This window comes from Pseudomonas sp. SK3(2021) (assembly GCF_016772375.1).
Taxonomy (GTDB): Bacteria; Pseudomonadota; Gammaproteobacteria; order Pseudomonadales; family Pseudomonadaceae; genus Aquipseudomonas; species Aquipseudomonas chlororaphis_I.
Window position 1 is genome coordinate 1,628,436 of record NZ_CP061943.1, and the last position, 25,561, is coordinate 1,653,996.

Genomic DNA, 25,561 nt, shown 5'->3' on the forward strand with positions numbered 1-25,561 from the left:
TCATCAGGCATCGGGCAAAAGGAACCAATAATGACCCAGGGACTGGCGGACATGCGCCGCGACTACACCCGTGACGGACTGACCGAAGCCCAGGCTCCGGTCGAGCCCTTCACGCTGTTTCACCAGTGGTTTGCACAGGCGGTTGAAACCGAGCAGCCGCCGGTCGAGGCCAATGCCATGACCCTGGCGACCGTTGACGAAGAGGGGCGCCCCCATTGCCGCATCCTGCTGCTCAAGGGGCTGGATGCGCAGGGGTTCACCTTTTTCACCAACTACGACAGCGCCAAGGGGCAGCAACTGGCCGCACGGCCTTTTGCCGCCATGACCTTCTTCTGGCCGGCCCTGGAGCGCCAGGTGCGTATCGAGGGGCGGGTGGTCAAGGTCACCGCCGAGGAGTCCGATGCCTACTTCCAGGTCCGCCCGCTGGGCAGCCGCCTGGGCGCCTGGGCATCGCCGCAGAGCCAGGTGATCGCCGATCGCCAGGAACTGGAAGCCTTGCTCAAGAACACCGAGGAGCGCTTCAGCGATACCCAGCCCCATTGCCCCGAGCACTGGGGGGGCTATCGCCTGTTACCGGAGCGCATCGAGTTCTGGCAAGGGCGCGCCAGCCGTTTGCACGATCGCCTGAACTACCGCCTGCAAGGTGCCGACTGGGTGCGCGAGCGCCTGGCCCCCTGAACCCGAATCAGTTCATTCGCCGGGATAACCGGCCGCGGCGGCTTCAAGCCACTGTGGCAGGTCCCGGCGTTTTATTTTCTGGCGATGGGCATTCGCCAGCTGTTGCAGCATGAAGGATTTCTTCTTCTCGTCCCCGCCGGCCAGTGACAGCGCCAGGTCCCGGTCCATCCAGCGCTTGATCCGTACATACAGCCACCAATGGAAGTACAGGCCGGCAACGGTGGTCACGACGATGATGAAGTAATCCATGGAAAATCCTTTGGTCGGTGGCGCAACTCGGGAAATAAGCGCTACCGTGTGAAGAGTTTTTATATACATGCAGTCTGTACTGCTGCTGAATAGAACCCATTTTATCCGGGCGATGCCGTGACAGGCGTCAAGCTGCGGAGTTTAATGATTACCTGTCCTTTGGAGTTGATCCTATGCGTAAGTCTGTTTTGCTGGTTGCTTCCTTTTCCACGATGGCCATGTTGCTCACCGGTTGCCAATCCAACCTGTCCGGTGACTCTTACTCCCGTGACGAGGCGCGTCGCGTACAGACCGTTCGCATGGGCACCATCGAGTCCCTGCGTCCGGTGAAAATCGAAGGCACCAAGACCCCGATCGGCGGCCTCGCCGGTGCAGCGGTCGGCGGCGTTGGCGGCAGCGCCATCGGCGGCGGCAAAGGCAGCATCGTGGCGGCGGTCATCGGTGCGGTGGCGGGCGGCCTGATCGGTTCCGCCACCGAGGAAGGCCTGACCCGTACCCAGGGCGTGGAAATCACCGTGCGTGAAGACGACGGCAGCATGCGTGCCTATGTGCAACAGGTTCAGGAAAACGAAGTGTTCCGTGTTGGCGAGCGCGTGCGCATCATGAGCGTCAACGGCACCAGCCGTGTCGCCCACTAAGCGTTAACCGCGACAAAACAAAACCCCGGCCAGGCAGCAGAAGTCCGCGATGTTATGATCCGGTCTTTCGTTGTCTAGCCGGGGTTTACTTTGCCTGTAGCATTCTCGTACATCCGCTTTAGCAGTGCGGAGCAAGCTCGTGGCGATAGCCTGACGCGACAACAAGAGTATGTTGCCAAGTGGCTGCTGGCTCACCCTGAATACGTTCTGAGCGGCGCGAGCTTCCAAGATTTGGGGATCAGCGGTTACTCCGGTAAGCACCTTGAGAATGGCTTCGGCAAGCTTTTAGCTGCTGTCGAGAACGGTGTCATCAAGTCTACAGACGTTGTGCTGATTGAAGCCATCGACAGGGCAGGGAGGCTTGAGCCATCAGTAATGCTCCACCTGCTCACTGGGATTGTTAATGCAGGTGTGAAATTGATCACGCTGGACGATGGAGTCACGTACAGCAACGATCCTAATAATTCGAACAACCTCTTTCTTCTTGTTGCCAAGGTACAGCAGGCACACCAGTACAGTGACGCATTGAGTCGAAGAATCAAGGATGCCTATACTAGGAAAAGGGAGAAGGCTGCTGCTGGTAATGGAGTCAAACGCCACACTCCCATCTGGCTCACTTCTGATGGTGAGCTGGTCGAAGGTCTTGCTTCCATCATTGTTCAAGTGTTTGAGGACTACGCAGACGGTCTTGGCGAGCGTCGGATTCTTTCCCGCATTCGCAGCAAGCATCCGTTAGTTGAAGCCACAAACCCTACCACTTTGAAGCGTTGGTTGCGAAATCCAACAGCTATAGGGCGGTGGAATGACATCGAAGACGTTTACCCCCCGGTAGTCAGCAAAGAACTCTGGTACAGGGTCCAAAAGCGTCTAACAGAAGGATACAGGCCAAGGTCTGCTCCTTCGAAGTATCTGTTGTCTGGCTTGGTCCGGTGCGGGCGCTGTGGCACCAATTACTGTGTTGTGGACACAAAGCGTTCTCCTGCGGTGATGCTCTGCTATCGACGCCATCGAAAGGGTGCTGACGGTTGTGCCAACGGGCGTTCTATTCCGATGCACGTCCTAGACTTTGTTCGCAGTCGGACTATGTACGGAGCTATGCAGCGTGCAGCCGCTAGCCAAAACCTCACGTCAGGCGAGAAGCGCCTGATTGAAATCGAAGGAGAGTTGGCGGAGTTGCAACGTCAGTCTTCCAACCTTGCTGACTCACTTGCAGAGTTCGGGATGCTGGTGCCAATCCGTTCCAAGCTGGAGCAGGTGACGACATCAATACAGAAGTTGGAACAGGAGCGAGCGTTGCTCAAAGTTGCACCGGCTCCGGTGACCTTGGGTGACATGATCGACCTTCAACATACACTGCTGGACGACGACCAAATGAGGTTGAACGCGCTGCTTCAAAGTGTGGGATACGTCATCGTCTGTGACGGTACTACGATCACTGTGGATGAGCCGCACCTTCAAACCGAGGGAGAGCGTCAGGTGTACGAATACAGGGGCTCGCATCGTGCTACAGAGACGTACAGGTTGATTGAAAACCACCACACCGAGCATCACCTAGATATGCCCGACTCCAAGCGCGTGGAGGCGATGATTGAGCAGGATCGGAAAGACGAAGCAGAGTTCGAACAGCTCGTTACTGATGGCAAGGTTTCACCAATCGTCTACCAATACGATGAGGGCGCCGATAAGTTTATCCTGATGCCCCGTTAGTTTGTGTGACGTTCGAAAGGCAAGAAAAACCTTCGAATACCGGCAATTAACCTCGGTAAAACGTGCATCATATTTGCCACTACCTAGACACCCACTACCGTTACACCCAATGTTTACGGGGTTAAATGATTGTCTGAACCAATAGAAACTAAGCAGGTGCCTTTCCCTCCCACGGAAAGCTGGTTTTGTACAAACTGGATTTAAAGACGGCCAAAGCTTCGTAAGTGCAATACGCCTACATCATTCTGTTGTCACGCACAACAACTAATTCTTGACGCAGGATGTATTCGATAGTAGAATCCGTACCTCAACCAAACATACCGAATACGTCCCGCACTCATGTAGTGCCAGATGATCGGTATTGTTTCGTCTGCGATTTACTAACCCTAACCGGCAATACCTGAGGTAACGCCTATGACATGAACTGAAAAGGAGACATGAAGATGACCAGTATCGCCTTAAATAAAGTAATTCATACCGCTGTATCCGCTCCAGGAGCGGGGAAAACACAAGCACTCATTAGCCAAATTCCGTCTTTGCTTTCTGCGGGACGCTCCGTTGTTCTAGCACTCCCTACTCTCACCCTGACCGATAGCTTCATCAATCGCTTGTCTATGGGTACGCCCCACCAAGTTATCAACTCTAGCACTTTCGATCATGTTAGCTCCGAGCTAAATCAGACCTTGCGTGAGAAGCCAAACGTACTGGTGATCACGACTCATCAGAGCATTTTCTCGGCGAAACCTGACTTGCTCTCGGGCTGGGTGCTTATTGTCGATGAGCTACCTGTCGTAGCTGACTTTCCAGCATACCCATTCGAGCCTTCGGAGCTGGCCCAGTTACTCGTTAACGTCGAGGAGCAAGATGGACGCCTCCACATTCGAGAAGGTTATGCTGACGCGATTGAAACAGCATTAGCAACCTTCAAGGCAGTTTCAGCAGGAGCTGAACGCACGTCGATGTTGAGCAGCGAAGGAGCCCGCATTTATGAATGCCTGAAGGATGAGCATCCAGTGTTCATCGATACGGAGATGTCTAATGGGAATAGGTATGTCCGAGCAGTAGTTGAGTCAACATGCTGGAGCACATTTGCGGCGGCGGAAGAAGCACACGTTCTTGCTGCCACTGTTGAGGGCAGCCTGTTTGATGACCTCGCCCAGGTGCACGGGTTCATTTATGAAAGGTCGGACTTCACGCCCGAGTTTGAAGGCTACACTTCGCCAATCACAATTTACCCCTTCATGCCAAAGGGACGTATTTACAGCAAGGCGGCGGTAACGGTGACGGCTTGTGAGAGAGACACTATTGGTAAGCAGAAGCAGGGCGAGCTTCTAGTGATTGATGTAATTCTCAAAGCTGCCCTCCAGCGGGCTACTGGAACTCCGCTGCTGTTCTGTAACAAGTGGGCAAGCTTCAGGTGGCTACCCAAAGGGGCTGTACACCGCTGCTCAATCGACAGTCGAGGCCTGAACGAGTATCAAGGTGAAACTGATGCGATCCTCCTGTTTGGTGGGAACCCATCACCATCGGACGAACGAGCACTAGAGTTTTTGGCTGTAAAGTATGATCGTGTATTTCGCCAAGGATTCATGGTTACCAGATTTCTGGAGCCTAGCTTGCAGGCGGCAACTCGGACAGCGATACGAGACAGGGGTAACACGAAACCGATACAACTGCTCGTACAAGATGGGCGAGTGGCTGAATACCTTGTATCTAGTTACATGCCGCACGCTACGATTGATTGGAGCTTGTCTGAAACCATCCCAGTGTTTGAGGATCGCAGAACAACTGAAGATCCACGGAAGCGGCAAGTGTTCGAGCTGTTTGCACAAGACAAGAAGAACACCGAAATTGTAAGCATCACAGGCCTTCACCGGAACACTGTTTCGAACTGGAGAAAAGATTGGTGTTTAGAGCAGGCTGCTTAACGCTAGGTTTGTTGCATATCGCAACTCTGTAACATTCAACCATTGCACACCGAAGACTTGCACATTGATCCTAAGAGACTTATTAGGAAAGATGTGCATCAAACTACTAACGATCTAATTAAAACGCCCCCTAAACCTTTAACCATTATGAACCTCAATCAAGCTTTGAAAGAACCGCCTGTCGCAGCTTATCAAACTCCTTGGGAAAACTCTGACAAACCACTCCACAAAGCAAGCTTAAGCACCTATCCTTATCAAGACCAACATGCTGTGAAATCTCAAAAAACTCATTATGTTTTCCCGCTTGAAGTGCATATTCAAGAACCTCTGGACATTGATCTAAGTCCACTCCAAGTGCAATAGCAACTGCTTCAGGTGCTTCTTTACTTTTTTGAACTATCCAAGCTTCCGGCCAAGTCCCTCCCGGTAGATAAAACACCTTTTCTTTAAACCATTTATTAAAAGCGTCTCCAGACCGTTCAGACATTTTTTTGGCAAGATTTAGATTATCAGACTCTAAAGCCTTCTGATCCCCATCAAAAATAGCCAAAGTCTGTCTATCTTCTCCTCTCGTGTATAACGCTGCAAGCTGTTTAGATATTGCAGTTGCCGACCCAATAACTCTTATTGTCACCCGTGAGCGTATAGCTGCACTTAATGAACTTTCGATAAGCACCTTAGCAACCTGATCCTCTACAAAAATATCTAGCTCTTTCTGATTTAATGCTCCAAGTTTAGAGAATGCAAAATCTGACGAAATTCCAGCAGTAACCTTTGTTTTTCCTCCACTTGTTTCAATAAAAAACCTTGCATCATCTGGAAGACATTGAAATATTTCTTTTGAATGCGTGGTGCATATAACTTGAGTATGGGTTTGCATGCAAACCTCTTTCAGCTTCTCCATAAATAGTCGCTGAGCTTTCGCATGAAGCCCCAGCTCAATTTCATCAAGAACCAAGAGTGAGTTCTGCCCGCAGGAGTAAATAATTGAGAATATCTCAAACAATGCATTTTCACCTGCTCCCATATTAAAGCCCGAATAGGTAACCCCTCCTGACTTTACAATTGGGAGACTGTACTTTGTGTGCTCCAAATGCCGATAGTCATCGTATTTTTTACTAAGAACATAACCAACTGCATCTTTTACTTTACCCTCCCAGCCTTTAACCTTTACATCCTTAAAAGAGCGAGAGTACGAGCGTGACTGACTCCGCTCTGAATGAGGAACAATTCTTTCAATCCCCAAAAAAACCACTGTTTTTTTAACTCTTATATCGTAATCATTCCACTTGCCACCATGCTTCTTTTTCCTGCTTTGGTAACCAATCCCCGGAGGAAGACTCCTCCAATTGTCATGTGCTATTCCATAGGAAATTTCAACACCTTGCGGAGGTACTTCTTCAGTATGCTGAATAAAAAAGTCAGAAAAAGTATAGTAACTAATTTTTCTCTTAGGCAGTTTAAATGCTTTTGGGGTGTTATGGTATGCACAACAAGCTAAAGCAAGAATGGTAGACTTCCCAGATCCATTGATACCTGCGAATGCAGTAATAGGGTACTCTAAGCTGACATGGAACGGCGTCAATCCTCGCATCGTTCCAGACACAATGCGAATATGACGCAATAAGCCTTTAGTATTATCGTTAGAAAACCACTGCCTCAGACTCTTGTCTAACTGACTTTCTCGATATTTCATTGACGCCTACCCTAGCCTAAATTTTTTATGTTTTTTTCACCCTACCATCTTTTAAACTGGGTATCTAGATACTGCTCCGACTGTATTTCAGACACGGATATCAGCTTTAGCAATACAAGTCGCGTGATGAGCACAAGGTGAACTTGCCCCCCCCCCCACCTCAACTCCCTGTGAACAGTGGGCTTGATGGCTCTGCGTGCAACAACTACCGAAAATAGAAGTACAGCCCCACAACAACGACTGCGAATATCACCTTCAGCTGGAAGGCATCATCGTCAGCCTTGTCTACCTTCGTCTGCTTGAAGGTTTCGGTGTCACTTAACCCATCAGCCTTGTACTGGACGATCCGATCAATCTGTCTATCGATCTTCTTGTTGTGGCTGTTATTGCTCGCCGCTGCGATAAACCAGACGATCAGCCAAACACCAAGCGTCGGGATGCAGAGTAGGAGGTGCAGGACGTGGTTGGTGGTTCGTTTCCGACTGGTCAGGACATAGAGCTGGTCGTTCATGGTTCATCCCTCGTGAAGCGCAAGCTGATCGCACATTGGTGGTAATGGCATCATTGTATCAATTAGTGTGTCATCAGTCAGTGTGTTCACGATTAGGGCACATCTGCCCATCATTCAGGGATGCAACCAAATCAGAATCTCAGAAAAAGTTTCGGCCAAAGAATCCGAGAGCTTCGCAGCAGCCAAGGCTTCAGTCAGGAAGCGTTCGCTGACAAGTGTGGCTTCGTCCGAACATATATGTCTCGTATTGAGACAGGCACAGCCAACCCCAGCCTAGATGCTGCCAAAGTTCTTGCCGATGGGTTGGGCGTATCGCTGTCACAACTGCTCGAAGGCCTTTAACCCTTCGCTCCTTCCACACCCGATCCAGCTATCAAAGAAGTAGACCTATCTGGTAGTTCAAGAGCTGCTCAGCAATAACTATCAAATACCTATTGTGGATAGATATATGATTCATCTATCATTGATCTATTGAATTTAATGTCAAAGGATAGTTAACCATGAATGCCCACCTCTACCTACGAGCATCTACCAAAGACCAAGACGCCAATCGTGCAAAAGCTGCATTGGAATCGTTCGCCGTCGAGAAAGGATTGAGCATCGTTGGCGTGTATGCCGAGAATAGCAGTGGCACCAAACTGAACCGCCCTGAGTTGCGAACCTTGCTCGATACTGCCAAGAGTGGAGACGTGCTATTGGTTGAGTCCGTAGACCGCCTGAGCCGTCTGTCACAAGCCGACTGGGACACGCTCAAGGCCACTATCAAGGCAAAGGGATTACGTCTGGTTGTAGCTGATCTACCTACCAGTCACATGCTGGTAGAGGCTCAGGGAATCACCGGTCAAATCATGGACGTGATCAACAACATGCTGATCGACCTGATGGCGACAATGGCACGTCTGGATCAAGAGAAGCGCGTGGAACGCATCAAGCAGGGCCTGGAGAACAAGAAAGCTGCCGATCCAGAATGGAAGCCATCGGGTAAAGGGCGGAACGCTGCCAAGTGGGCCAAAGTACAAACACTGATGCGGGAACATCCAACTATGTCTGCTGAAATGATCGCTAAATTGGCAGATTGTGGTGTCGCCACGGTCTACAGAATCAAGAAAGAAACGAAGGCTGCATAACCGACGACTCCCCGGTTTTGCAAGACACTCCAAGAGCCCCACCAACGCGGGGCTTCGTCACATCTGTGACCTGGAGATGGGCACCTCAACTTATTTTGAGAAATGGACAGCTTTCAAACGGGTCATCCAAGTCAGGCTAGGTGGGTGGGATAGGTCGCTGAACGAGCCCCATGAAAGACAGGACATCGTTTCCCCCTTACGATAAGGGATAGGAGGGTATAGATAAAATCAAGGGCCCGAAGCCGGTCATGCATGTGCTCGAATTTGCCCTGAGCATTCCACTGTCGGAATTTCTTAGAGACGTTGTTTTAATGCTGAAACTCGCGAGGCAGCATTCGCCACGAGCAGCTTGTGCACACGGTATAGCAACAACTATGCCGACTTGTCATTTTGTCGAGCGCTGGTTGCTCGGAGCTGACGGTTTGGGATTGATGAGACAAGAGAGGGGGCAATGAATATTGCCGTATAGGGACTTTTTACAGTAAGCAGGATAAGCCCTTTGAAAGACCGGCTCCCATAAGGTCGAAACCATTCCTTGCCCATGATAGATAACCAGAAGATCAACCGCGCAACGTAAGCGCTTTTCGATCATTCAGTACCGCCACCGAACACATCGATGGCGGCACGGTTACCTCAAGCCTGCAATTTGATTAAACAGGATTTATTGCTGTTTAAATGCGGCAATTTTTGCTGTCTGAATTGTCACGGTGCCAAGTGCGCCACTATCCAGATTCGCTCCGCTTTGTTGGGTAATGTAACTGTTGTTCGGCGGCTGGGAGCCTGCCGCAGCAGTCCACGTCGATGAGTTTGTTTTGCTGCCCCACGGGCATTCCCAAGTGTAGGTCCCGACGTAGGTTTTACCATCGTAGAGATCGAAGGAACCTTCTGTTCCAGAGGCAGCATCTGATCGTCCACAGGCGTTGATGGCGAATGCCTGGCCTGTTTCGATTACCTTTCCTTCGATCTCGCTCGGATCGTATTCGTTATCCTTGTTTCCGCCTGCGACACCGACCTGTTTCGAGTCGTAGAACTTACCCCATGAATGGGCGACATTTTTGATCGTTACGGTGTAGTTTAAGGCGTGAATTACAAAGGTACCCCATTGTGCATATGCCATTTCGTATCCCTGAAATTTCCAATGAGTTGATAGAGTTGTGACCAGACTTCACAAAAGTGTCACTTTCAACAGCTGCCGATAAAGTATCTGCATTGTACGGTTTTATCCAGTCGTTCGACTGGTGTACATGTGTCGTCAGTTGACAAAGATAGGGTGGTATATAGATTGATTATTGTCAAATCAGAATTGAGATTATAAAGGTGAGTCTTGTCACATCACCAGACTTATGAACTGCGATTACGCATAGCCCTGTGCTGTACAATTGAAGGCACCAACACATCCACCGACAATGGACTTGCAGCGTTTGAGGCTGTAATCTAAAGCTTTGGCGATGGCCGATCCCTCAGGCACAAGCTGTCTTTGGGCGATCATCCAGGTATGAAGGGCGCCGGCGATTGGTGCTGCTTTTTCCTGCCGTATTCGCTGCCGATCACCCGATTCCAGCTCGCGAACCCCTCGCTCAACTTCGTACAAGGCCGCGATGTAGTGCAGCGCCTTTTCGGCGATCTGGCTCTTGTTGGTCGCGTGCAAGTCGAAGAACTTTCGGCGTGCATGGGCCATGCAGCCGATCTCCGTAACGCCCAGTTCAAATCCTGCCTTGTAGCCAGTGAAGTCGTCGCAGACCAGCTTGCCATTCCAGTGGCCAAGGAAGGCTCGGGCATGTTCGCCAGCGCGGCTCGAGCTGAAGTCGTAAACGACTGCCGCCAGATCGGAGAACTGGCTGGTGGCGTAGGCCCAGACGTAAGCGCGATGAGTTTTCTTCGCGCCAGGCGTCAGCGTCTGTACTGGGGTGACGTTACCGTGGATACCGGAGAGCAGTCAGTAGGAAAAATCTGAAAAATTATGAATGGCCTGACCAGCCAGCGTTAAGTTATCCAAATTATGCAGATGCTGTCGGGTGGCGAACTGCCAAGAAAAGAGGGAGCTTCCAGCTCCCTCTCTAATTTCCAGTGATGCTTAGCTAGTGTGGCAGCTTAAAGCACAGAAGTAGCATCCATTGGCACGTGAATAGATTTTTCTAGCTTCTTGAACGGCCCCATAGCAGCTAGAAAATACCCCAAGGTGTCTGCGATTTAGGAGTGTGGGCATAAACCTGCATCCGTCCTGATGCACTTCATGATCACCGTTTGTTTGTGCTGCCGTATTGACATAAAAATTGTACATTGCGACAGATCCTCAGCGATCTTTGTTGGATTGGGATACAACCGAACCAGCAAGGCTTTTAGTATCGTCGCTGTACTTTTCGCTCTGAAGTACGCGTGCTGCTTTCGCTTCCATTTCTGAGCTCGTTTGCTTTCCAGTGTTGGCTTGGGCCAGCGTGGAGGCAGCAAGGCTTTTGGCTATTGCGGATGCGTTTGGATCGCGAAGGGTGTCGGAAGCCAGTTTGGTGACTTCTGCGGAGGACTTCTTTGTATTTTTAGCCATTGGAATGATCTCGATATTTGCGATTTAGACGCACGTACCTAAAATGACCACCAATCAGTTCCCTGTTGACGATTTTGTCAGCAGTGGGCTAAATAGCGTCCTTCTCTAGATATGTGCATTTACAAATGCATGCGTCAGAGGGTGCAGGTAGTCACGTTTCTGTCGCCAAACGTAGCGTGGCTATCTGCATGCATTCTTCAGCTGAACTCCCTTTATTGGGAGTTTTTGCGTTTGTGGTGCCTAAGATAATGGCCTCTTTTTAAGTGTGCAAGTATACAGTTGTTTATAACCTGTGGATAAGCTCTGTGGGTAAGTGCCTATAAGTCCTGCAGGCCGCAGCCTGCAAGGGGTATACCGTCTGTCGTTTTTGATGATATTTATTTTTCGCGAGGCTCTGTGAGCCTTTTGAGGCGACGCTGGAGCCGACCCCCTCGGTATCCCTTTTGTTCGCATGTAAGGCTCTCGAGGGCCTCTTGAGGCCCTCAAAGGGCCTTTAAAGGTTTCCGATTGTTCAATTTTGGTTTCGCTCTTGTTCGTTCGGGTTCGTTCGCTAGGGAATAATTTATGAGTCCGAAGGCGTGCAGAAGGGCTGGTAGGCATCGCCGATTCGGTGAGCGTCGATTCAGCTTTCGAGGGGGTGGTTTCGATATGGTATTAAGTTTCTGCTGATCAGAATCCATTCTGATCACTCATCATAATTACGCAGATACTTGCCAACTGGTCGGGGTTTTGTGTTTTCAGCCCTGGCAATGCCGGCGGTTATGCCGGCAATTGTGGGTTCTTGCGGCTGGCCACGGCGGTTACGGCGTAGCCGATCAGGGCGGCGAAGAGCGAGCCGGTGAGGATGCCCATGCGGTCCATGCCAGCGTATTCGCTGCTGCCGGGCACGAAGGCCAGGGAGCCGACAAACAGGCTCATGGTGAAGCCGATCCCGCAGAGAATCGCCACGCCCAGCACCTGGCCCCAGTTGGCGCCGCCGGGGAGGGCAGCCAGGCCCATCTTCACCGCCAGCCAGGTCAGGCCGAACACGCCGACGGTCTTGCCCAGCAGCAGGCCGATGGCGATGCCCATGGGCACGTAGTGGGTGAAGCTTTCCACGGTGATGCCCTGCAGCGACAGGCCGGCATTGGCGAAGGCGAACAGCGGCAGGATGCCGTAGGCGACCCACGGGTGCAGCGCATGCTCCAGGCTCAACAGCGGCGAAGGCTCGGCATTGCGGGTACGCAGCGGGATGCAGAAGGCCAGGGTCACGCCGGCCAGGGTCGCGTGGACCCCGCTCTTGAGCACACAGACCCAGAGGATCAGGCCGATGATCATGTACGGCCCGAGCTTGACCACCCCCAGGCGGTTCATCGCCACCAGCGCCACCAGGCAGGCCGCGGCGAGCATCAGCGACAGGGTCGAGAGGGCGCCGGAGTAGAAAATCGCGATGACGATGATGGCCCCCAGGTCATCGATGATCGCCAGCGTCATCAGGAACAGCTTCAGCGACACCGGCACCCGCTTGCCCAGCAGGGCCAGCACGCCGAGGGCGAAGGCGATGTCGGTGGCCATGGGGATCGCCCAGCCGCTGAGCGCCGGAGGGTTGTCCTTGTTGAGGAACCAGTAGATCAGCGCCGGCACCACCATGCCGCCGATGGCGGCGGCGCCCGGCAGGACGATCTGCGAAGGCTTGGACAGGTGGCCGTCGAGGACCTCGCGCTTGACCTCCAGGCCGATCAGCAGGAAGAACATGGCCATCAGGCCGTCGTTGATCCACAGCAGAAGGGGCTTGGCGATTTTCAGGGCGCCGATCTGGGCGACCACGGGAGTGTCCAGCAGGCCGTTGTACAGCCAGGACAGCGGTGAGTTGTTGATGATCAGGGCAAGCACGGCAGCGGCAATCAATAACAGACCGCTGGCAGCTTCCAACTGAAAGAAACGCGTGAAAGTGCTACGCAGAGGCAAGGTCGCTCTCCATCAGAAAACTAAAAAGGTGGCACACCCTAACCCGTACTGTTAGTTGTTAAAACAAAAGTTATATTCTTTTTTGTTATATGTAGCGAAGCAGCGGCCTGCTGGAAAACCAGCCTAGCAGTTGTGTATCCAATTGATTCAAAACTGTACCTGTGAGCGACTGGGGATGTTTTCTAACATGTCCGGCCCAGGCCCCAGCGGTCCGGGAGCTTTTGCCTGTTACAGCCCTGATTTTCCTTGTGCCTGGATCGCCTATGCTGGGTGCACTTCATCTTATTGCGTCCTGTGTGGCGTTCGAGCCAACGAGAAAACACCATGAGCGACAACCGTCAGTGGGCCCGCGAGGCCATCCGGATCATCGAAGCCGACTTCCAGCGCAGCGCCGATACCCACCTGATCCCCTTGCCCTTGCCGGGCCTGCCGGGCATCGAGCTGTATTTCAAGGACGAGTCCAGTCATCCCACCGGCAGCCTCAAGCATCGCCTGGCGCGTTCGTTGTTCCTCTATGCGCTGTGTAACGGCTGGCTCAAGCCCGGGGCGCCGGTGATCGAGGCGTCCAGCGGTTCGACGGCGATTTCCGAAGCCTATTTCGCGCGCCTATTGGGCTTGCCGTTCATTGCAGTGATGCCGGCCAGCACGTCCCAGGAAAAGATCGCGCAGATCGCCTTCTACGGCGGCAAGAGCCACCTGGTGCAGGACCCGACGCAGATCTACGCCGAGTCGGAGCGCCTGGCCCGGGAGAGCGGCGGGCATTTCATGGACCAGTTCACCTACGCCGAGCGCGCCACCGACTGGCGGGCGAACAACAACATCGCCGAGTCGATCTTCCAGCAGCTGCGCTTCGAGCGTTACCCAGAGCCCAAATGGCTGATCTCCAGCCCGGGCACCGGCGGCACCACCGCCACCCTGGGGCGTTATGTGCGCTATCGCCAGCATTGCACCCGGGTACTGTGCGCCGATGCCGAGCGTTCGGTGTTCTTCGATTACTACCAGAGCGGTGACGCCAGCCTGCGCCTGGATTGCGGTTCGCGCATCGAAGGGATTGGCCGGCCACGGGTCGAGGCGTCGTTCCTGCCTAAGGTGATCGATGCGATGGTCAAGGTGCCGGATGCCCTGTCGCTGGCGGCCATGCATTACCTGGCGCAGCGCCTGGGGCGGCGGGTGGGCGGTTCCAGCGGGACCAACCTGATCGGCGCGCTGATGGCGGCGCAGCAGATGAAACAGGCTGGGGAGAGTGGTTCGATCGTCGCCATCCTGTGTGACGGTGGCGAGCGTTATGCGACCACCTATTACGATCAGGACTGGCTGACCGCCCAGGGTTACCCGTTGACGGCCTTGATCGAGGCGGTGGCAGCGAGTGTGGAGCGTGGCGAGCCGTTGCCGGCCAGCGTCTTGCGCGCCGGCATCTGAGGCCGCAAACCCACCCTTGTAGGAGCGAGCTTGCTCGCGAAAAACGTCAGGACAACGCGCTGTTTCAGATGCCCCGCGTGATCGTTGGCCGCCATCGCGAGCAAGCTCGCTCCTACAGGGAGGCCTCTACCTCTGGCAGAGGCCTTTTTTACGCCTCGATTCCGAGGATGTTGCGCGCCACCGCTTCGGCGATGCGGATCCCGTCGACCCCGGCCGAGAGGATGCCCCCGGCATAACCGGCGCCTTCACCGGCCGGGTACAGGCCCTTCACGTTCAGGCTCTGCATCGATTCGTCGCGAGTAATGCGCAGCGGCGACGAGGTGCGGGTCTCGATCCCGGTCAGTACCGCGTCGTGCAGGGAGTAGCCCTTGATCTGTCGCTCGAAGGCCGGCAGCGCTTCGCGGATCGCCTCGATGGCGAAGTCCGGCAGGGCCAGGGCCAGGTCACCCAGGGCGACGCCCGGCTTGTAGGACGGCTCGACGCTGCCCAGGGCGGTGGACGGCTTGCCGGCGATAAAGTCGCCGACCAGTTGCGCCGGGGCTTCGTAGTTGCTGCCGCCGAGCACGAAAGCGTGGGATTCCAGGCGCTCCTGCAGCTCGATACCGGCCAGCGGGCCACCCGGGTAATCCACTTCCGGGGTGATGCCGACCACGATGCCGGAGTTGGCGTTGCGCTCGTTACGCGAGTACTGGCTCATGCCGTTGGTGACCACGCGGTTCGGCTCGGAGGTCGCCGCCACCACGGTGCCGCCCGGGCACATGCAGAAGCTGTAGACCGAGCGGCCGTTCTTCGCGTGGTGTACCAGCTTGTAGTCGGCGGCGCCGAGCTTCGGGTGGCCGGCGTACTTGCCCAGGCGCGCGCTGTCGATCAGCGACTGCGGGTGTTCGATGCGGAAACCCACGGAGAACGGCTTGGCTTCCATGTAGACGCCACGGCCATGGAGCATGCGGAAGGTGTCGCGGGCGCTATGGCCGAGGGCCAGGATCACGTGTTTCGAGTGCAGCCGTTCGCCGCTGTTGAGCTCGACGCCGACCAGTTGGCCGTCTTCGATCAGTACGTCGGTGACCCGTTGCTCGAAGCGCACTTCACCGCCCAGGGCGATGATCTGCTGGCGCATGTTCTCGACCACGCCGGTGAGGCGGAAGGTACCGATGTGCGGCTTGCTGACGTAGAGGATCTCTTCCGGCGCGCCGGCCTTGACGAACTCGTGCAGGACCTTGCGACCGTGGTGTTTCGGGTCCTTGATCTGGCTGTACAGCTTGCCGTCGGAGAAGGTCCCCGCGCCGCCTTCGCCGAACTGCACGTTGGATTCCGGGTTGAGCACGCTTTTGCGCCACAGGCCCCAGGTGTCCTTGGTGCGCTGGCGCACTTCCTTGCCGCGCTCGAGGATGATCGGCTTGAAGCCCATCTGCGCCAGCAGCAGGCCGGCGAAAATCCCGCAGGGGCCGAAACCGACCACGATCGGGCGTTGCTCCAGGTCCGCGGGCGCCTGGCCGACGACCTTGTAGCTGACATCCGGCGCCGGGTTGATGTTACGGTCGTCGGCGAACTTGTGCAGCAGCTTGGCCTCGTCACGTACGTGCAGATCGAGGGTGTAGATGAAACACAGCTCGGACGACTTCTTGCGCGCGTCGTAGCTGCGCTTGAACAGGGTGAAGTCGAGCAGGTCCTCGCTGGCGATGCCCAGGCGCTGCAGGATGGCAGGGCGCAGGTCTTCATCGGGATGGTCGATCGGCAGCTTGAGTTCGGTGATTCGTAACATGACAGGGTCCGGTTCGCGGGACGCACCAATGCGTCAGGGCGGTTTTACAAACCGGCGATTATAAGCCGCAAAGCCCGGACCCCGTGAGGTTAAAACGGTTGTCCGTCGCCTCAGTCGCTGCGCGAGCCACCGAAATAGGCGCAACCGCGCTGGACCTGGCCATCGACCCGCAGTTCCGCGGTCAGGTGCTGCACGCTGCCGGTCTTGCTGTCCACGCAGCGCTGCGGCGCGACCCAGAGTTCGACGTGGCGGTTGTTGGCTTCGCTGCTGAGGTTGAAACGGCCGTCGCCCAGCTGTTCTTCCAGGTAAGGCAGCGCCAGCGCCGGCTGGCCGGCGCGTTCGATGCGCATGCCCTTGGCGTTGACATCGACGTTCCAGTCCGGGGCCTTGCCACTGGCCCGCAGGATCAGGCGCGGGAAGTCGGGATCGCTGCAGGCATCGTTCGAGCGTTCGATGCGATACAACTGGCTCAACGCCACTTCACTGTCGGCGCCGCCGGCCTTGCTCGGGGAGAAATGCCCGCGCAGGTCGGCGAACAACGTGCCCTGCTGGTCGGCCAGGCTGGCGGCTTCCTGGAGGATGCTGGTGCCACCGTTGTCCTTGACCACATAACGCTGTTCGCCGACGCAAGGCTTGAACAGCAACTGGCCATCGGCGGCGGTCAGGGTGCCCTGCATGCGGGTCTGGCCGGCCTGGGACTGCGTCCGGGGCTGGCCATCGAACACCGACAGCATCTGGCAACCGGCAAACAGGGGGAGCAGGGCAATACAAACAAGGGAACGGGCGGCACGCATCGTCGGGTCTCCAATCAAGTGCCGCCACGTTACGCAGCCCGGCCGCTCATCACAACCCCGGATCCAATCGCGATTCCAAGAAGCCAGGCTTGTCGGCGATCCGGGCGCTGCGGTGTGCCGGGGGCAGCGCCATTGCGGGCAATCGAGCGTCGACCGGCTGCTCCTGCAGGGGCTCGGGGTCAGCCAACGATGTAGGTCTGGCCGGTCTGCAGGCCTTCCACGCTCTTGGCGTAGGCCAGCGCTACGTCGGCGCCGGGAACCGGTTTGTAGCCACGGAAGTACGGGGCGTAGCTGTCCATGGCCTCCACCAGCACGGTCGGGCTTACCGAGTTCACCCGCAGGCCGCGCGGCAACTCGATGGCGGCGGCGCGGACGAAACCGTCGATGGCGCCGTTGACCAGGGCCGCCGAGGCGCCGCTGCGGATCGGGTCGCGGTTGAGGATGCCGGAGGTGAGGGTGAACGAGGCGCCGTCGTTGGCGAACTCGCGGCCGATCAGCAGCAGGTTGACCTGGCCCATCAGCTTGTCCTGCAGGCCCAGGGCGAAGTGCTGGGCACTCATCTCATCCAGCGGGGCGAAGGTGACATTACCCGCGGCGCAGATCAGTGCGTCGAATGTGCCGGTTTTCTCGAAGAGAGCGCGGATCGAGGCGCTGTCGCTGATATCCACCTGGAAATCACCGCTGGTGCGGCCAATGCGGATGACTTCATGACGCTGCGACAACTCTTTGTCGACCGCTGAACCTAGGGTGCCGTTGGCGCCGATCAGAAGAATTTTCATGGGGGGGAGTTCCTCGCGTGGGTTGAACGAGGTTGCAGTCTAGTGCTGGTTTTTCCTGTTGATTAGCGCACTAATAGGCAACCTTTGGTTTTCAAATGGAAACAATCCGTGAGCGAGATGGATGACCTGGCGGCGTTCGCCGTGCTGATCGAGGCCGGCAGTTTCACCCTGGCCGCCCAGCAATTGGGTTGTAGCAAGGGGCAATTGTCCAAGCGCATCAGCGCCCTGGAGGCGCAGTTCTCGGTCGTGCTGTTGCAGCGCACCACGCGGTGCTTGAGCCTGACTGCGGCGGGCGCGGCCTTGTTGCCCCAGGCCCAGGCGCTGCTGGCCCAGGTCGAGCGGGCGCGCCAGGCCCTGGCGCGGCTCAAGGACGACATGGCCGGGCCGGTGCGGCTGACAGTGCCGGTGTCCCTGGGGGAGACCTTCTTCGAAGGCCTGTTGCTGGAATTTTCCCGGCAGTATCCCGAGGTGCAGATCGAGCTGGAGCTGAACAACAACTACCGCGACCTGGCCCGGGACGGTTTCGACCTGGCGATCCGTTCGGAGGTGGCCAATGACCAGCGCTTGGTGGCCAGGCCGTTGCTGGCCTGGCACGAGATGACCTGCGCCAGCCCGGTCTACCTGGAGCAATATGGCGAGCCGCTGGTGCCCGGGGACCTGGCCGAGCATCGCTGCCTGCTCAACAGTCATTACAGCGGTCGCGAGGAGTGGCTCTATCACCAGCAGCACGAGCTGTTGCGGGTGCGGGTGTCGGGGCCTTTCGCCAGCAATCACTACAACCTGCTGAAGCAGGCCGCACTGGTGGGGGCGGGGATCGCCCGGCTGCCGTCCTACCTGCTGCAGGCGGAACTGGCCGACGGGCGTTTGCGCGGGCTGCTGCGCGACTACCAGACCCGCAGCATGCCGATGTACCTGGTGCACCCGTATCAGGGCGGGCTGCCCAGGCGCACCCAGGTCCTGGCCGATTACCTGATCGGCTGGTTCAAGCGCAGTGGAGAAGCGCTGGACCGCCTCTGACTTGATGCTGCGATGGACCTTGCAGCCACTGCCGCAGGCTGCGCAAAGCCCGAAGGGCCTCAGCGGTCTTGAGACCTTGCGCGTCCTTCGGACCCGATCGCAGCCTGCGGCAGCGGCTACAGCTACAGCGGTGGGCGAGCAGATCTGTAGGAGCGAAGCTTGCTCGCGATGGCCGCGCCGCGGACTGTCTGAAAAACCGCGTTATCGTTCATCGCGAGCAAGCTGCGCTCCTACGGGAGAGGTGTGAGGTCAGCGGTAGCGGCGGGCGATCAGGTGGTCGATGGAGAGCTTGCCGGGGCCTCGGGCCATCAGGTACAGCAGGACCGCCGCCCAGGTGCCGTGGGTCGGGTAGGCGTCGGGGTAGACGAACAGCTGGATGGTCAGGGTCATGCCCAGCAGCGCCAGGGCCGAGAAGCGCGTGGCGAAACCGACCAGGAGCAGCAGCGGGAACAGATGCTCGGCGAATGCCGCTAGGTGCGCGGCCAGTTCGGGGGAGAGCAGCGGTACCCGGTATTCGCTCTGGAACAAGGGAATGGTCGAGTCGGCCAGGCGCGGCATGCCGAGCTCGAATGTCCCGGAGAACAGATCGATGGCCAGGCCCTCGACCTTGGTCTGGCCGGACTTCCAGAACACCGCGGCAATGGAGAAACGCGCGATAAAGGCGATCAGGCTGTGGGGAATACGCTCCAGCAGCTGGATGAGCCGGTTCACCCCGTGGCTGAGCGGATGATGCTTGGTGCAATGGGTGTGCATGTTCAGACCTCGGAATGGGGGGACAGGCGAGTGATGGCGCCACGACCGATCAACAGCGCCAGGGCCTGGCTCGGCTCGAATGCCGGATCGGTCGCCAAGGCATGGGCCGCGGCGACTTGCAGCGGCTGTGAGTGGCGCAGGGCGTGGATGAAGCGGGCGCCCCCGGCGTCGATGGCGAACACTTCGACCTCCAGGTCGTGACGCAGTACCAGGGCGTTTTGCCCTTGTTGCAGGTCGATCGCCTGCCAGTCGCCATCACCCTGGTGGGCGGCCCATAAGGCGACCACCGGGTGCGCCGATTCCAGCTGGCCGAGCGAAGGGTGCAGTTCCAGGCGCAACTGCCCCAGGGTTGCAGGCTCGGCCATGGCCGCGGCGATCTGCTGCGGTTGTACCGGGCAGGCGTCGGCGGCGTGATAGGCGGTGACCCGCAGGCGCTCCAGGCGCGCGACATCGGCCAGGTAAGGCAGGCCGGCGGCGGGAGGGAAACCGCCGATGAAATTGGCGAAGTCGTGGCCGTAGTCGCTGAGCACGGCGCTGGTGGGGGGGAAGCGCCTGACGTAGAGCGCGGCCATGGCCCGGAAGAATGCATCGCCCACCAGTTGCGCCACCACCGGATAGGCATCGGCCAGGGCGTTGATCAACGAGCTCTGCACATTGTTGCGGTACACCGCGAAGCGGCTGGCCGGGTCGGCACCGTTGCCGCAGTACAGGCCCGCCGGGCAGGGCTGCTCGGGGTCGAGCAGGGCGCTGGCGAAGCTGGCTTGCGTGTTCACGGCAGCCTCCTGGCGCATTGCAGCAGCTCGTCCGCCTGGCGCACCTCGGCGTGCAGCACGGAAAACGCCGGCACCTGGTTGTCGCGCTCGATCAGGGTCGCGGTCGGTCCGATCCGTTCCAGCAGCCGCAAGTACAGCGCCCACACGGCGTTGTCGATCGGCGCGCCGTGATCGTCGATCAGCAGGCGCTCGCCCAGGCTATCGCTGTCTTCGGCAAACCCGGCCAGGTGAATCTCGCCCACCGCGTGCAACGGCAGGGCATCGATGTAGGCCAGCGGGTCGCGCCGGTGGTTGATGCACGACACATAGACATTGTTCACGTCCAGCAACAGGCCGCAGCCGGTGCGACTTATCACTTCGCGGATGAATTCGGCCTCGTCCATGCTCGACTGGCGAAACTCCAGGTAGGTCGCCGGGTTCTCCAGCAGCATGGGGCGGCGCAATGTGTTCTGCACCTGGTCGATGTGGTCGCAGACGCGGTTCAGCGTCGGCCGGTCATAGGCCAGGGGCAGCAGGTCATTGAGAAACACCGGGCCATGGCTGGACCAGGCCAGGTGTTCGGAAAAGGACTGGGGTTGATAACGCTCGATCAGCACCGCCAGGCGTTTCAGGTGCTGGTGGTCCAGCGGACCTTCGGCGCCGATCGACAGGCCGACGCCGTGCAGCGACAGCGGGTACTGCTCGCGGATCAGCCCCAGGTAGTGGTGGAACGGCCCGCCGGCGACCATGTAGTTTTCCGCATGGACTTCAAGGAAACCGATATCGGGCTGTTCCCTCAGGACCTGGCGAAAGTGCTCGGTCTTGAGCCCCAGCCCGGCGCGTTGCGGCAGGCTGGAGAGGGGCGCCTGAGTGGCGGGATGGAGGGAGAGTGGTACGGCCATGTTCATCATCGACACTCAGGCAGACAGTGGATTACGACTTGGCTTTGTAGGCCTGGAGCTGGCCGAAACCGGTAGGCGAGGTGCTGCTGGCGGTTTTCTCGCAGGTGCCTTTAGGAACCAGTTTCCAGGCGTTGGCCTGGTGGTCGACTTTGGCGGTGCCGGCACAGGTGGTGCCCGCGCCCGCCGCGCAATCGTTCTTGCCTTTCATGGCGACGCCAAAGCATTTCTCCATGTCGTCGGCAGCCTGGGCGGTGGTCGGCAGCGCGGCCATGCTCAAGGCAGAACCGAGGGCCAGGGCCAGGGCGGCGGCGGACAGGGTGCGAGTGGTAGCGGTCATGGTGTTTCTCCAGAAAAGGTAGTGGGAAGGCAGGCATGTGTGCCTGCTTACCCCTCTAGAGAAAGGTCGATGGGGTTTGTTACAGCCCAGGCGAAAAAATCTTCATCTGTAGCCGCTGCCGCAGGCTGCGATCGACGGCGAAGCCGGCGCAATCACTGGCCGCGCGGTGTACCTGGCCTTCCGAGTCGGGGCGTCGCCCCGATCGCAGCCTGCGGCAGCGGCTACAGGAGGGGCGATTTCCAGGCGAAAAAAACGGCCCCGAAGGGCCGTTCTTGGTTGCAGCGGAGGCTCAGCCGCCCAGGTAGGCTTCGCGCACCTTGGGGTCGGTCAGCAGGGCTTCGCCGGTGCCTTGCATCACCACCCGGCCGTTTTCCAGTACATAGGCACGGTCGGCGATCTTCAGCGCCTGGTTGGCGTTCTGCTCCACCAGGAACACCGTCACGCCGTCACGGCGCAGCTGTTCGATGATGTCGAAGATCTGCTGGATGATGATCGGCGCCAGGCCCAGGGACGGTTCGTCGAGCAGCAACAGCTTGGGCTTGCTCATCAGCGCGCGGCCGATGGCGAGCATCTGCTGTTCGCCGCCGGACATGGTGCCGCCGCGCTGGTTGAAGCGTTCCTTGAGGCGCGGGAACAGGCCCAGGACCTTGTCCATCTGCTCCTGGTAATCGCCCTTGTCGGTGAAGAACCCGCCCATGGCGAGGTTCTCCTCCACGGTCAGGCGGGCGAACACCCGACGACCTTCCGGCACCACGGCAATGCTCTTGCGCATGATCTGCGCGGAGGTCTGCCCGACCAGCTCTTCACCCAGGTAACGGATGCTGCCGCTGTGGGCCTGCGGCGAACCGCAGAGGGTCATCAGCAGGGTGGATTTGCCAGCACCGTTGGCGCCGATCAAGGTGACGATCTCGCCCTGGCGGATCTCGACGTTGACGCTGTGCAGCGCCTGGATCTTGCCGTAGAAGGTGGAAACGTTTTCGAACTGCAGCATTTACGCTTCCCCCAGGTAGGCTTTGATCACTTCGGGATTGTCGCGGATCTGTTCCGGCGTGCCGTCGGCCAGGGGCGTGCCCTGGTTGATCACGACGATGTGGTCGGAAATGCTCATGACCAGCTTCATGTCGTGTTCGATCAGCAGCACGGTCGCGTTGTGCTCTTCGCGCAGCACGCCGATCAGCGCCTTGAGGTCTTCGGTTTCCCGCGGGTTGAGGCCGGCGGCCGGTTCGTCGAGCATGAGGATCCGCGGACGGGTCATCATGCAGCGAGCGATTTCCAGGCGGCGTTGCTGACCATAGGCCAGGGTGCCGGCGGGACGGTTGGCGAACTCCTTGAGGTTGACCTTTTCCAGCCAGTACTCGGCGTATTCCATGGCCTCGCGCTCGCTCTTGCGGAACGCCGGGGTCTTGAACAGGCCGGCCAGGAAGTTGGTGTTCAGGTGACGGTGCTGGGCGATCAACAGGTTCTCGACCGCGGTCATGTCCTTGAACAGCCGCACGTTCTGGAAGGTGCGTACCACGCCCTTGAGGGCGATCTTGTGGCCGGGCAGGCCCTGGATCGGCTCGCCGTCGAGCAGGATGCTGCCGGCGGTGGGCTGGTAGAAACCGGTCAGGCAGTTGAACACCGTGGTCTTGCCGGCGCCGTTCGGGCCGATCATCGACACCACTTGTTTCTCTTTGACGGTCAGGGCCACGCCGTTGACCGCCAGCAGGCCGCCAAAGCGCATGCTCAGGCCCGTTACTTTGAGGATTTCACGGCTCATTTGCGCAGCTCCATGTGAGGACGTTGCATGGGCAGCAGGCCTTGAGGACGCCAGATCATCATCAGCACCATCATGGCGCCGAACATCAACATGCGGTATTCGCTGAATTCACGCATCAGTTCAGGCAGCAGGATCATCACGGTGGCCGCGAGGACCACGCCCAACTGCGAGCCCATGCCGCCCAGCACCACGATGGCGAGGATGGTCGCGGACTCGATGAAGGTGAAGGACTCCGGCGTCACCAGGCCCTGGCGCGCGGCGAAGAAGCTGCCGGCGAAACCGGCGAAGCAGGCACCCAGGGTGAAGGCCGACAGCTTGATCACGGTCGGGTTCAGGCCCAGTGCGCGGCAGGCGATTTCGTCTTCACGCAGGGCTTCCCAGGCACGCCCCAGGGGCATGCGCAGCAAGCGGTTGATGACGAACAGGGCGAACAATGCCAGCAACAACGCGACCAGGTAGAGGAAGATCACCTTGTTGATCGAGTTGTATTCGATGCCGAAGTACTCGTGGAAGGTCTGCAGGCCCTCGGCGGCCCGGCGTTCGAAGGACAGGCCGAAGAACGTCGGTTTATCGATGTTGCTGATACCGTTCGGACCCCCGGTGAGGTCGGTCAGGTTACGCAGGAACAGGCGGATGATTTCACCGAAGCCCAGGGTCACGATCGCCAGGTAGTCACCGCGCAGGCGCAGTACCGGGAAGCCCAGCAGGAAGCCGAAGGCGGCCGCCATCAGGCCGGCGATAGGCAGGCAGATCCAGAAGCTCAACCCGTAGTAGTGCGACAGCAGCGCGTAGCTGTAGGCGCCCACGGCGTAGAAGCCGACGTAACCCAGGTCCAGCAGGCCGGCCAGGCCGACCACGATGTTCAGGCCGAGGCCGAGCATCACGTAGATCAGCACCAGGGTGGCGATGTCCACCGCGCCGCGGGAGCCGAAGAACGGCCAGACCAGCGCACCGATGATCAGCGCAATGATGATCCAGCGCTGGGTGGTCGGCAGGGTCAGGAAGTTACTGGCCTTGGCCGGGATCACCGGCATGTTGGGCGAGGACTTCCAGGCCGCGCTGATCTGCTGGTCGAACAGCACCCGCAGGAACATCAGCACCGAACACGCGGCGATGATCATCAGCGTGGTAGGGCTGGTGCCATGGACTTCCAGGTTGATGCCGACGATGGTCAGTTTCAAACCGAGTATCGGGTAGGCGACGGCCCACACCAGCAAGGCGCTGAAGAACGCCTGTCGAAAATTCCTAGTCATACTTTCTCAACCTCCGGACGGCCCAGCAGGCCGGTTGGCCGGAACAACAACACCAGAACCAGCAGGCCGAACGCCACGACGTCCTTGTACTGGTCGCCGAAGATATCGGCACCGAAGGCTTCCGCCACCCCAAGTACCAGGCCGCCCAGCATGGCGCCCGGAATGCTGCCGATGCCGCCCAGTACCGCGGCGGTGAAGGCCTTGAGACCGACCAGGAAGCCGGCGTTGGGGTTGATCACGCCGTATTGCATGCTCAGCAGCACGGCCGCGATCGCCGCCAGCGCGGCACCGATCACGAAGGTCAGGGCGATGATGTTGTTGGTGTTGATACCCAGCAGGTTGGCCATCTTGATGTCCTCGGCGCAGGCACGGCAGGCGCGGCCCAGGCGGGAACGGGAGATGAACAGGGTCAGGCCGAGCATGGCGATGAGGGTCACCACGAACACCACGATTTGCATGTAGGAGATCAGCACTTCATGTGCGCCACCTGGCCCGATGGAGAAGTTGCCCGGGATCAGGTTGGGGATGGATTTGTCCTTGGAGTCCTGCGCCAGCAGAACCGTGTTCTGCAGGAAGATCGACATGCCGATGGCCGAGATCAGCGGGATCAGACGGTTGCTGCCGCGCAGGGGGCGGTAGGCGATCCGTTCGATGCTGTAGCCGTAGGCACTGGTCACGACGATGGTCGCGATGAAGGCCGCGGTCATCAAGAGCGGGACACTGTCGAGTCCCATCATGGTCAGCCCTGCGATGGCGATGAACGCCACATAGGAACCGATCATGTACACCTCGCCGTGGGCGAAGTTGATCATTCCAATGATGCCGTAAACCATCGTATAGCCGATGGCGATCAGGGCATACGTGCTGCCAACGGTGAGACCGTTAACCAGCTGTTGGAAAAAGTGATAGAGGTCAGGCATTACAGCGCTCCTAAAAACCTGATACGCATTTCACTGGTGGAGTCATTTTCCCGCCTGCTTCCTGTGGATCTGCATCCACTTCGGGTCAGGT

25 protein-coding genes and 2 pseudogenes are annotated in these 25,561 nt (G+C 57.8%); 8 read left to right on the forward strand and 19 right to left on the reverse strand.

Annotation, left to right across the window (positions count from 1 at the left end; translation table 11 throughout):
* Positions 1-30: 30 nt before the first annotated feature.
* Positions 31-678 carry a pyridoxamine 5'-phosphate oxidase gene (gene pdxH, locus IF690_RS07330; RefSeq protein WP_202699559.1) on the forward strand — a complete coding sequence of 216 codons (648 nt, stop codon included), beginning with the start codon at positions 31-33 and terminating at the stop codon, positions 676-678.
* Between the two features lie 12 nt (positions 679-690).
* Here pdxH and IF690_RS07335 read toward each other — a convergent pair whose 3' ends face one another.
* Entirely contained in the window at positions 691-927 is a 237-nt protein-coding gene (locus IF690_RS07335) for a hypothetical protein (RefSeq protein WP_202699560.1), read from the reverse strand.
* Positions 928-1,100: 173 nt separating this feature from the next.
* On the opposite strand from IF690_RS07335, the gene IF690_RS07340 reads away from it, so the two are divergent.
* The 3 genes from IF690_RS07340 (at position 1,101) to IF690_RS07350 (ending at position 5,200) form a co-directional block, all read left to right on the forward strand.
* Positions 1,101-1,565: an outer membrane lipoprotein gene (locus IF690_RS07340; protein WP_023969877.1), complete on the forward strand. Its 465-nt coding sequence runs from the start codon at positions 1,101-1,103 to the stop codon at positions 1,563-1,565.
* A gap of 90 nt (positions 1,566-1,655) precedes the next feature.
* Positions 1,656-3,272, forward strand: a complete 1,617-nt coding sequence (locus IF690_RS07345) for a recombinase family protein (RefSeq protein WP_202699561.1) — start codon at positions 1,656-1,658, stop codon at positions 3,270-3,272.
* A gap of 443 nt (positions 3,273-3,715) precedes the next feature.
* On the forward strand, positions 3,716-5,200 hold the full coding sequence (locus IF690_RS07350; RefSeq protein ID WP_202699562.1) for a hypothetical protein: 1,485 nt from the start codon (positions 3,716-3,718) through the stop codon (positions 5,198-5,200).
* Between the two features lie 154 nt (positions 5,201-5,354).
* On the opposite strand, the gene IF690_RS07355 is transcribed toward IF690_RS07350, so the two are convergent.
* Both IF690_RS07355 and IF690_RS07360 read right to left on the reverse strand, forming a co-directional pair.
* A complete protein-coding gene (locus IF690_RS07355; protein WP_202699563.1) occupies positions 5,355-6,896 on the reverse strand; it encodes an ATP-dependent nuclease in 1,542 nt (513 codons plus the stop codon).
* Between the two features lie 205 nt (positions 6,897-7,101).
* Positions 7,102-7,407 carry a hypothetical protein gene (locus tag IF690_RS07360; protein ID WP_202699564.1) on the reverse strand — a complete coding sequence of 102 codons (306 nt, stop codon included), beginning with the start codon at positions 7,405-7,407 and terminating at the stop codon, positions 7,102-7,104.
* A 120-nt stretch (positions 7,408-7,527) separates the two neighbouring features.
* Here IF690_RS07360 and IF690_RS07365 point away from each other — a divergent pair, with 120 nt between their 5' ends.
* Positions 7,528-7,749, forward strand: a complete 222-nt coding sequence (locus IF690_RS07365) for a helix-turn-helix domain-containing protein (RefSeq protein WP_252189536.1) — start codon at positions 7,528-7,530, stop codon at positions 7,747-7,749.
* A gap of 158 nt (positions 7,750-7,907) precedes the next feature.
* Positions 7,908-8,534 carry a recombinase family protein gene (locus IF690_RS07370; protein ID WP_202699565.1) on the forward strand — a complete coding sequence of 209 codons (627 nt, stop codon included), beginning with the start codon at positions 7,908-7,910 and terminating at the stop codon, positions 8,532-8,534.
* Positions 8,535-8,767: 233 nt separating this feature from the next.
* On the opposite strand, the pseudogene IF690_RS07375 reads toward IF690_RS07370, so the two are convergent.
* The 5 genes and pseudogenes from IF690_RS07375 to nhaA form a co-directional block, all read right to left on the reverse strand.
* A pseudogene (locus tag IF690_RS07375) lies at positions 8,768-8,911 on the reverse strand (transposase); the annotation flags it as partial.
* A 284-nt stretch (positions 8,912-9,195) separates the two neighbouring features.
* Entirely contained in the window at positions 9,196-9,651 is a 456-nt protein-coding gene (locus IF690_RS07380) for an aegerolysin family protein (RefSeq protein WP_202699566.1), read from the reverse strand.
* Positions 9,652-9,951: 300 nt separating this feature from the next.
* Positions 9,952-10,458: pseudogene (locus tag IF690_RS07385) on the reverse strand (IS66 family transposase); the annotation flags it as partial.
* 369 nt (positions 10,459-10,827) lie between these two features.
* The gene (locus IF690_RS07390; RefSeq protein WP_202699567.1) at positions 10,828-11,076 is read right to left on the reverse strand and encodes a hypothetical protein; all 249 of its coding nucleotides are present in this window, start codon (positions 11,074-11,076) and stop codon (positions 10,828-10,830) included.
* A gap of 759 nt (positions 11,077-11,835) precedes the next feature.
* Positions 11,836-13,023: a Na+/H+ antiporter NhaA gene (gene nhaA, locus IF690_RS07395; protein WP_202699568.1), complete on the reverse strand. Its 1,188-nt coding sequence runs from the start codon at positions 13,021-13,023 to the stop codon at positions 11,836-11,838.
* 324 nt (positions 13,024-13,347) lie between these two features.
* Here nhaA and IF690_RS07400 point away from each other — a divergent pair, with 324 nt between their 5' ends.
* Positions 13,348-14,442, forward strand: coding sequence for a PLP-dependent cysteine synthase family protein (locus tag IF690_RS07400; RefSeq protein ID WP_023969879.1), 1,095 nt, complete (start codon positions 13,348-13,350; stop codon positions 14,440-14,442).
* 148 nt (positions 14,443-14,590) lie between these two features.
* Here the strand turns inward: IF690_RS07400 and IF690_RS07405 are convergent, their stop codons facing one another.
* From IF690_RS07405 to IF690_RS07415, 3 genes are all read right to left on the reverse strand, one after another.
* Positions 14,591-16,204 (reverse strand): NAD(P)/FAD-dependent oxidoreductase, encoded by a 1,614-nt coding sequence (locus IF690_RS07405; protein ID WP_202699569.1) that lies wholly within the window; start codon positions 16,202-16,204, stop codon positions 14,591-14,593.
* Between the two features lie 110 nt (positions 16,205-16,314).
* The gene (locus tag IF690_RS07410) at positions 16,315-16,998 is read right to left on the reverse strand and encodes a COG3650 family protein (RefSeq protein ID WP_202699570.1); all 684 of its coding nucleotides are present in this window, start codon (positions 16,996-16,998) and stop codon (positions 16,315-16,317) included.
* Positions 16,999-17,177: 179 nt separating this feature from the next.
* Positions 17,178-17,777, reverse strand: coding sequence for a short chain dehydrogenase (locus IF690_RS07415; RefSeq protein WP_202699571.1), 600 nt, complete (start codon positions 17,775-17,777; stop codon positions 17,178-17,180).
* A gap of 108 nt (positions 17,778-17,885) precedes the next feature.
* On the opposite strand from IF690_RS07415, the gene IF690_RS07420 reads away from it, so the two are divergent.
* Positions 17,886-18,794 (forward strand): LysR family transcriptional regulator, encoded by a 909-nt coding sequence (locus tag IF690_RS07420; RefSeq protein ID WP_202699572.1) that lies wholly within the window; start codon positions 17,886-17,888, stop codon positions 18,792-18,794.
* Between the two features lie 249 nt (positions 18,795-19,043).
* Here IF690_RS07420 and IF690_RS07425 read toward each other — a convergent pair whose 3' ends face one another.
* The 8 genes from IF690_RS07425 to livH all read right to left on the reverse strand — a co-directional run bounded on the left by IF690_RS07425 (position 19,044) and on the right by livH (position 25,470).
* Positions 19,044-19,547, reverse strand: a complete 504-nt coding sequence (locus tag IF690_RS07425; protein ID WP_198919841.1) for a DoxX family protein — start codon at positions 19,545-19,547, stop codon at positions 19,044-19,046.
* Positions 19,548-19,549: 2 nt separating this feature from the next.
* Entirely contained in the window at positions 19,550-20,320 is a 771-nt protein-coding gene (locus IF690_RS07430; RefSeq protein WP_202699573.1) for an HvfC/BufC N-terminal domain-containing protein, read from the reverse strand.
* The gene (gene bufB / locus IF690_RS07435; protein WP_252189537.1) at positions 20,317-21,201 is read right to left on the reverse strand and encodes an MNIO family bufferin maturase; all 885 of its coding nucleotides are present in this window, start codon (positions 21,199-21,201) and stop codon (positions 20,317-20,319) included. The genes IF690_RS07430 and bufB overlap by 4 nt, the downstream gene beginning before the upstream one ends.
* A gap of 31 nt (positions 21,202-21,232) precedes the next feature.
* Complete coding sequence (locus tag IF690_RS07440) at positions 21,233-21,538, reverse strand: BufA1 family periplasmic bufferin-type metallophore (protein ID WP_009047384.1); 306 nt, start codon at positions 21,536-21,538, stop codon at positions 21,233-21,235.
* 289 nt (positions 21,539-21,827) lie between these two features.
* Positions 21,828-22,529 carry an ABC transporter ATP-binding protein gene (locus tag IF690_RS07445; RefSeq protein WP_007926621.1) on the reverse strand — a complete coding sequence of 234 codons (702 nt, stop codon included), beginning with the start codon at positions 22,527-22,529 and terminating at the stop codon, positions 21,828-21,830.
* On the reverse strand, positions 22,530-23,297 hold the full coding sequence (gene livG, locus IF690_RS07450) for a high-affinity branched-chain amino acid ABC transporter ATP-binding protein LivG (protein WP_007926620.1): 768 nt from the start codon (positions 23,295-23,297) through the stop codon (positions 22,530-22,532). It lies immediately after the preceding gene.
* Positions 23,294-24,550 carry a high-affinity branched-chain amino acid ABC transporter permease LivM gene (locus IF690_RS07455; RefSeq protein ID WP_202699575.1) on the reverse strand — a complete coding sequence of 419 codons (1,257 nt, stop codon included), beginning with the start codon at positions 24,548-24,550 and terminating at the stop codon, positions 23,294-23,296. Before IF690_RS07455 ends, livG begins: the two co-directional genes overlap by 4 nt.
* Entirely contained in the window at positions 24,547-25,470 is a 924-nt protein-coding gene (gene livH / locus IF690_RS07460) for a high-affinity branched-chain amino acid ABC transporter permease LivH (protein WP_007926616.1), read from the reverse strand. The genes IF690_RS07455 and livH overlap by 4 nt, the downstream gene beginning before the upstream one ends.
* Positions 25,471-25,561: the final 91 nt, after the last annotated feature.

Coding starts and splice junctions, on each gene's coding strand:
- pdxH (WP_202699559.1), top strand. CDS start 31: ATGACCCAGGGACTGGCGGACATGCGCCGCGACTACACCCGTGACGGA.
- IF690_RS07455 (WP_202699575.1), bottom strand. CDS start 24,550: ATGACTAGGAATTTTCGACAGGCGTTCTTCAGCGCCTTGCTGGTGTGG.
- IF690_RS07390 (WP_202699567.1), bottom strand. CDS start 11,076: ATGGCTAAAAATACAAAGAAGTCCTCCGCAGAAGTCACCAAACTGGCT.
- IF690_RS07355 (WP_202699563.1), bottom strand. CDS start 6,896: ATGAAATATCGAGAAAGTCAGTTAGACAAGAGTCTGAGGCAGTGGTTT.
- IF690_RS07370 (WP_202699565.1), top strand. CDS start 7,908: ATGAATGCCCACCTCTACCTACGAGCATCTACCAAAGACCAAGACGCC.
- IF690_RS07340 (WP_023969877.1), top strand. CDS start 1,101: ATGCGTAAGTCTGTTTTGCTGGTTGCTTCCTTTTCCACGATGGCCATG.
- IF690_RS07360 (WP_202699564.1), bottom strand. CDS start 7,407: ATGAACGACCAGCTCTATGTCCTGACCAGTCGGAAACGAACCACCAAC.
- IF690_RS07350 (WP_202699562.1), top strand. CDS start 3,716: ATGACCAGTATCGCCTTAAATAAAGTAATTCATACCGCTGTATCCGCT.
- bufB (WP_252189537.1), bottom strand. CDS start 21,201: ATGGCCGTACCACTCTCCCTCCATCCCGCCACTCAGGCGCCCCTCTCC.
- IF690_RS07365 (WP_252189536.1), top strand. CDS start 7,528: ATGCAACCAAATCAGAATCTCAGAAAAAGTTTCGGCCAAAGAATCCGA.
- IF690_RS07335 (WP_202699560.1), bottom strand. CDS start 927: ATGGATTACTTCATCATCGTCGTGACCACCGTTGCCGGCCTGTACTTC.
- IF690_RS07380 (WP_202699566.1), bottom strand. CDS start 9,651: ATGGCATATGCACAATGGGGTACCTTTGTAATTCACGCCTTAAACTAC.
- IF690_RS07405 (WP_202699569.1), bottom strand. CDS start 16,204: ATGTTACGAATCACCGAACTCAAGCTGCCGATCGACCATCCCGATGAA.
- livG (WP_007926620.1), bottom strand. CDS start 23,297: ATGAGCCGTGAAATCCTCAAAGTAACGGGCCTGAGCATGCGCTTTGGC.
- IF690_RS07445 (WP_007926621.1), bottom strand. CDS start 22,529: ATGCTGCAGTTCGAAAACGTTTCCACCTTCTACGGCAAGATCCAGGCG.
- IF690_RS07440 (WP_009047384.1), bottom strand. CDS start 21,538: ATGACCGCTACCACTCGCACCCTGTCCGCCGCCGCCCTGGCCCTGGCC.
- livH (WP_007926616.1), bottom strand. CDS start 25,470: ATGCCTGACCTCTATCACTTTTTCCAACAGCTGGTTAACGGTCTCACC.
- IF690_RS07415 (WP_202699571.1), bottom strand. CDS start 17,777: ATGAAAATTCTTCTGATCGGCGCCAACGGCACCCTAGGTTCAGCGGTC.
- IF690_RS07410 (WP_202699570.1), bottom strand. CDS start 16,998: ATGCGTGCCGCCCGTTCCCTTGTTTGTATTGCCCTGCTCCCCCTGTTT.
- IF690_RS07400 (WP_023969879.1), top strand. CDS start 13,348: ATGAGCGACAACCGTCAGTGGGCCCGCGAGGCCATCCGGATCATCGAA.
- IF690_RS07425 (WP_198919841.1), bottom strand. CDS start 19,547: ATGCACACCCATTGCACCAAGCATCATCCGCTCAGCCACGGGGTGAAC.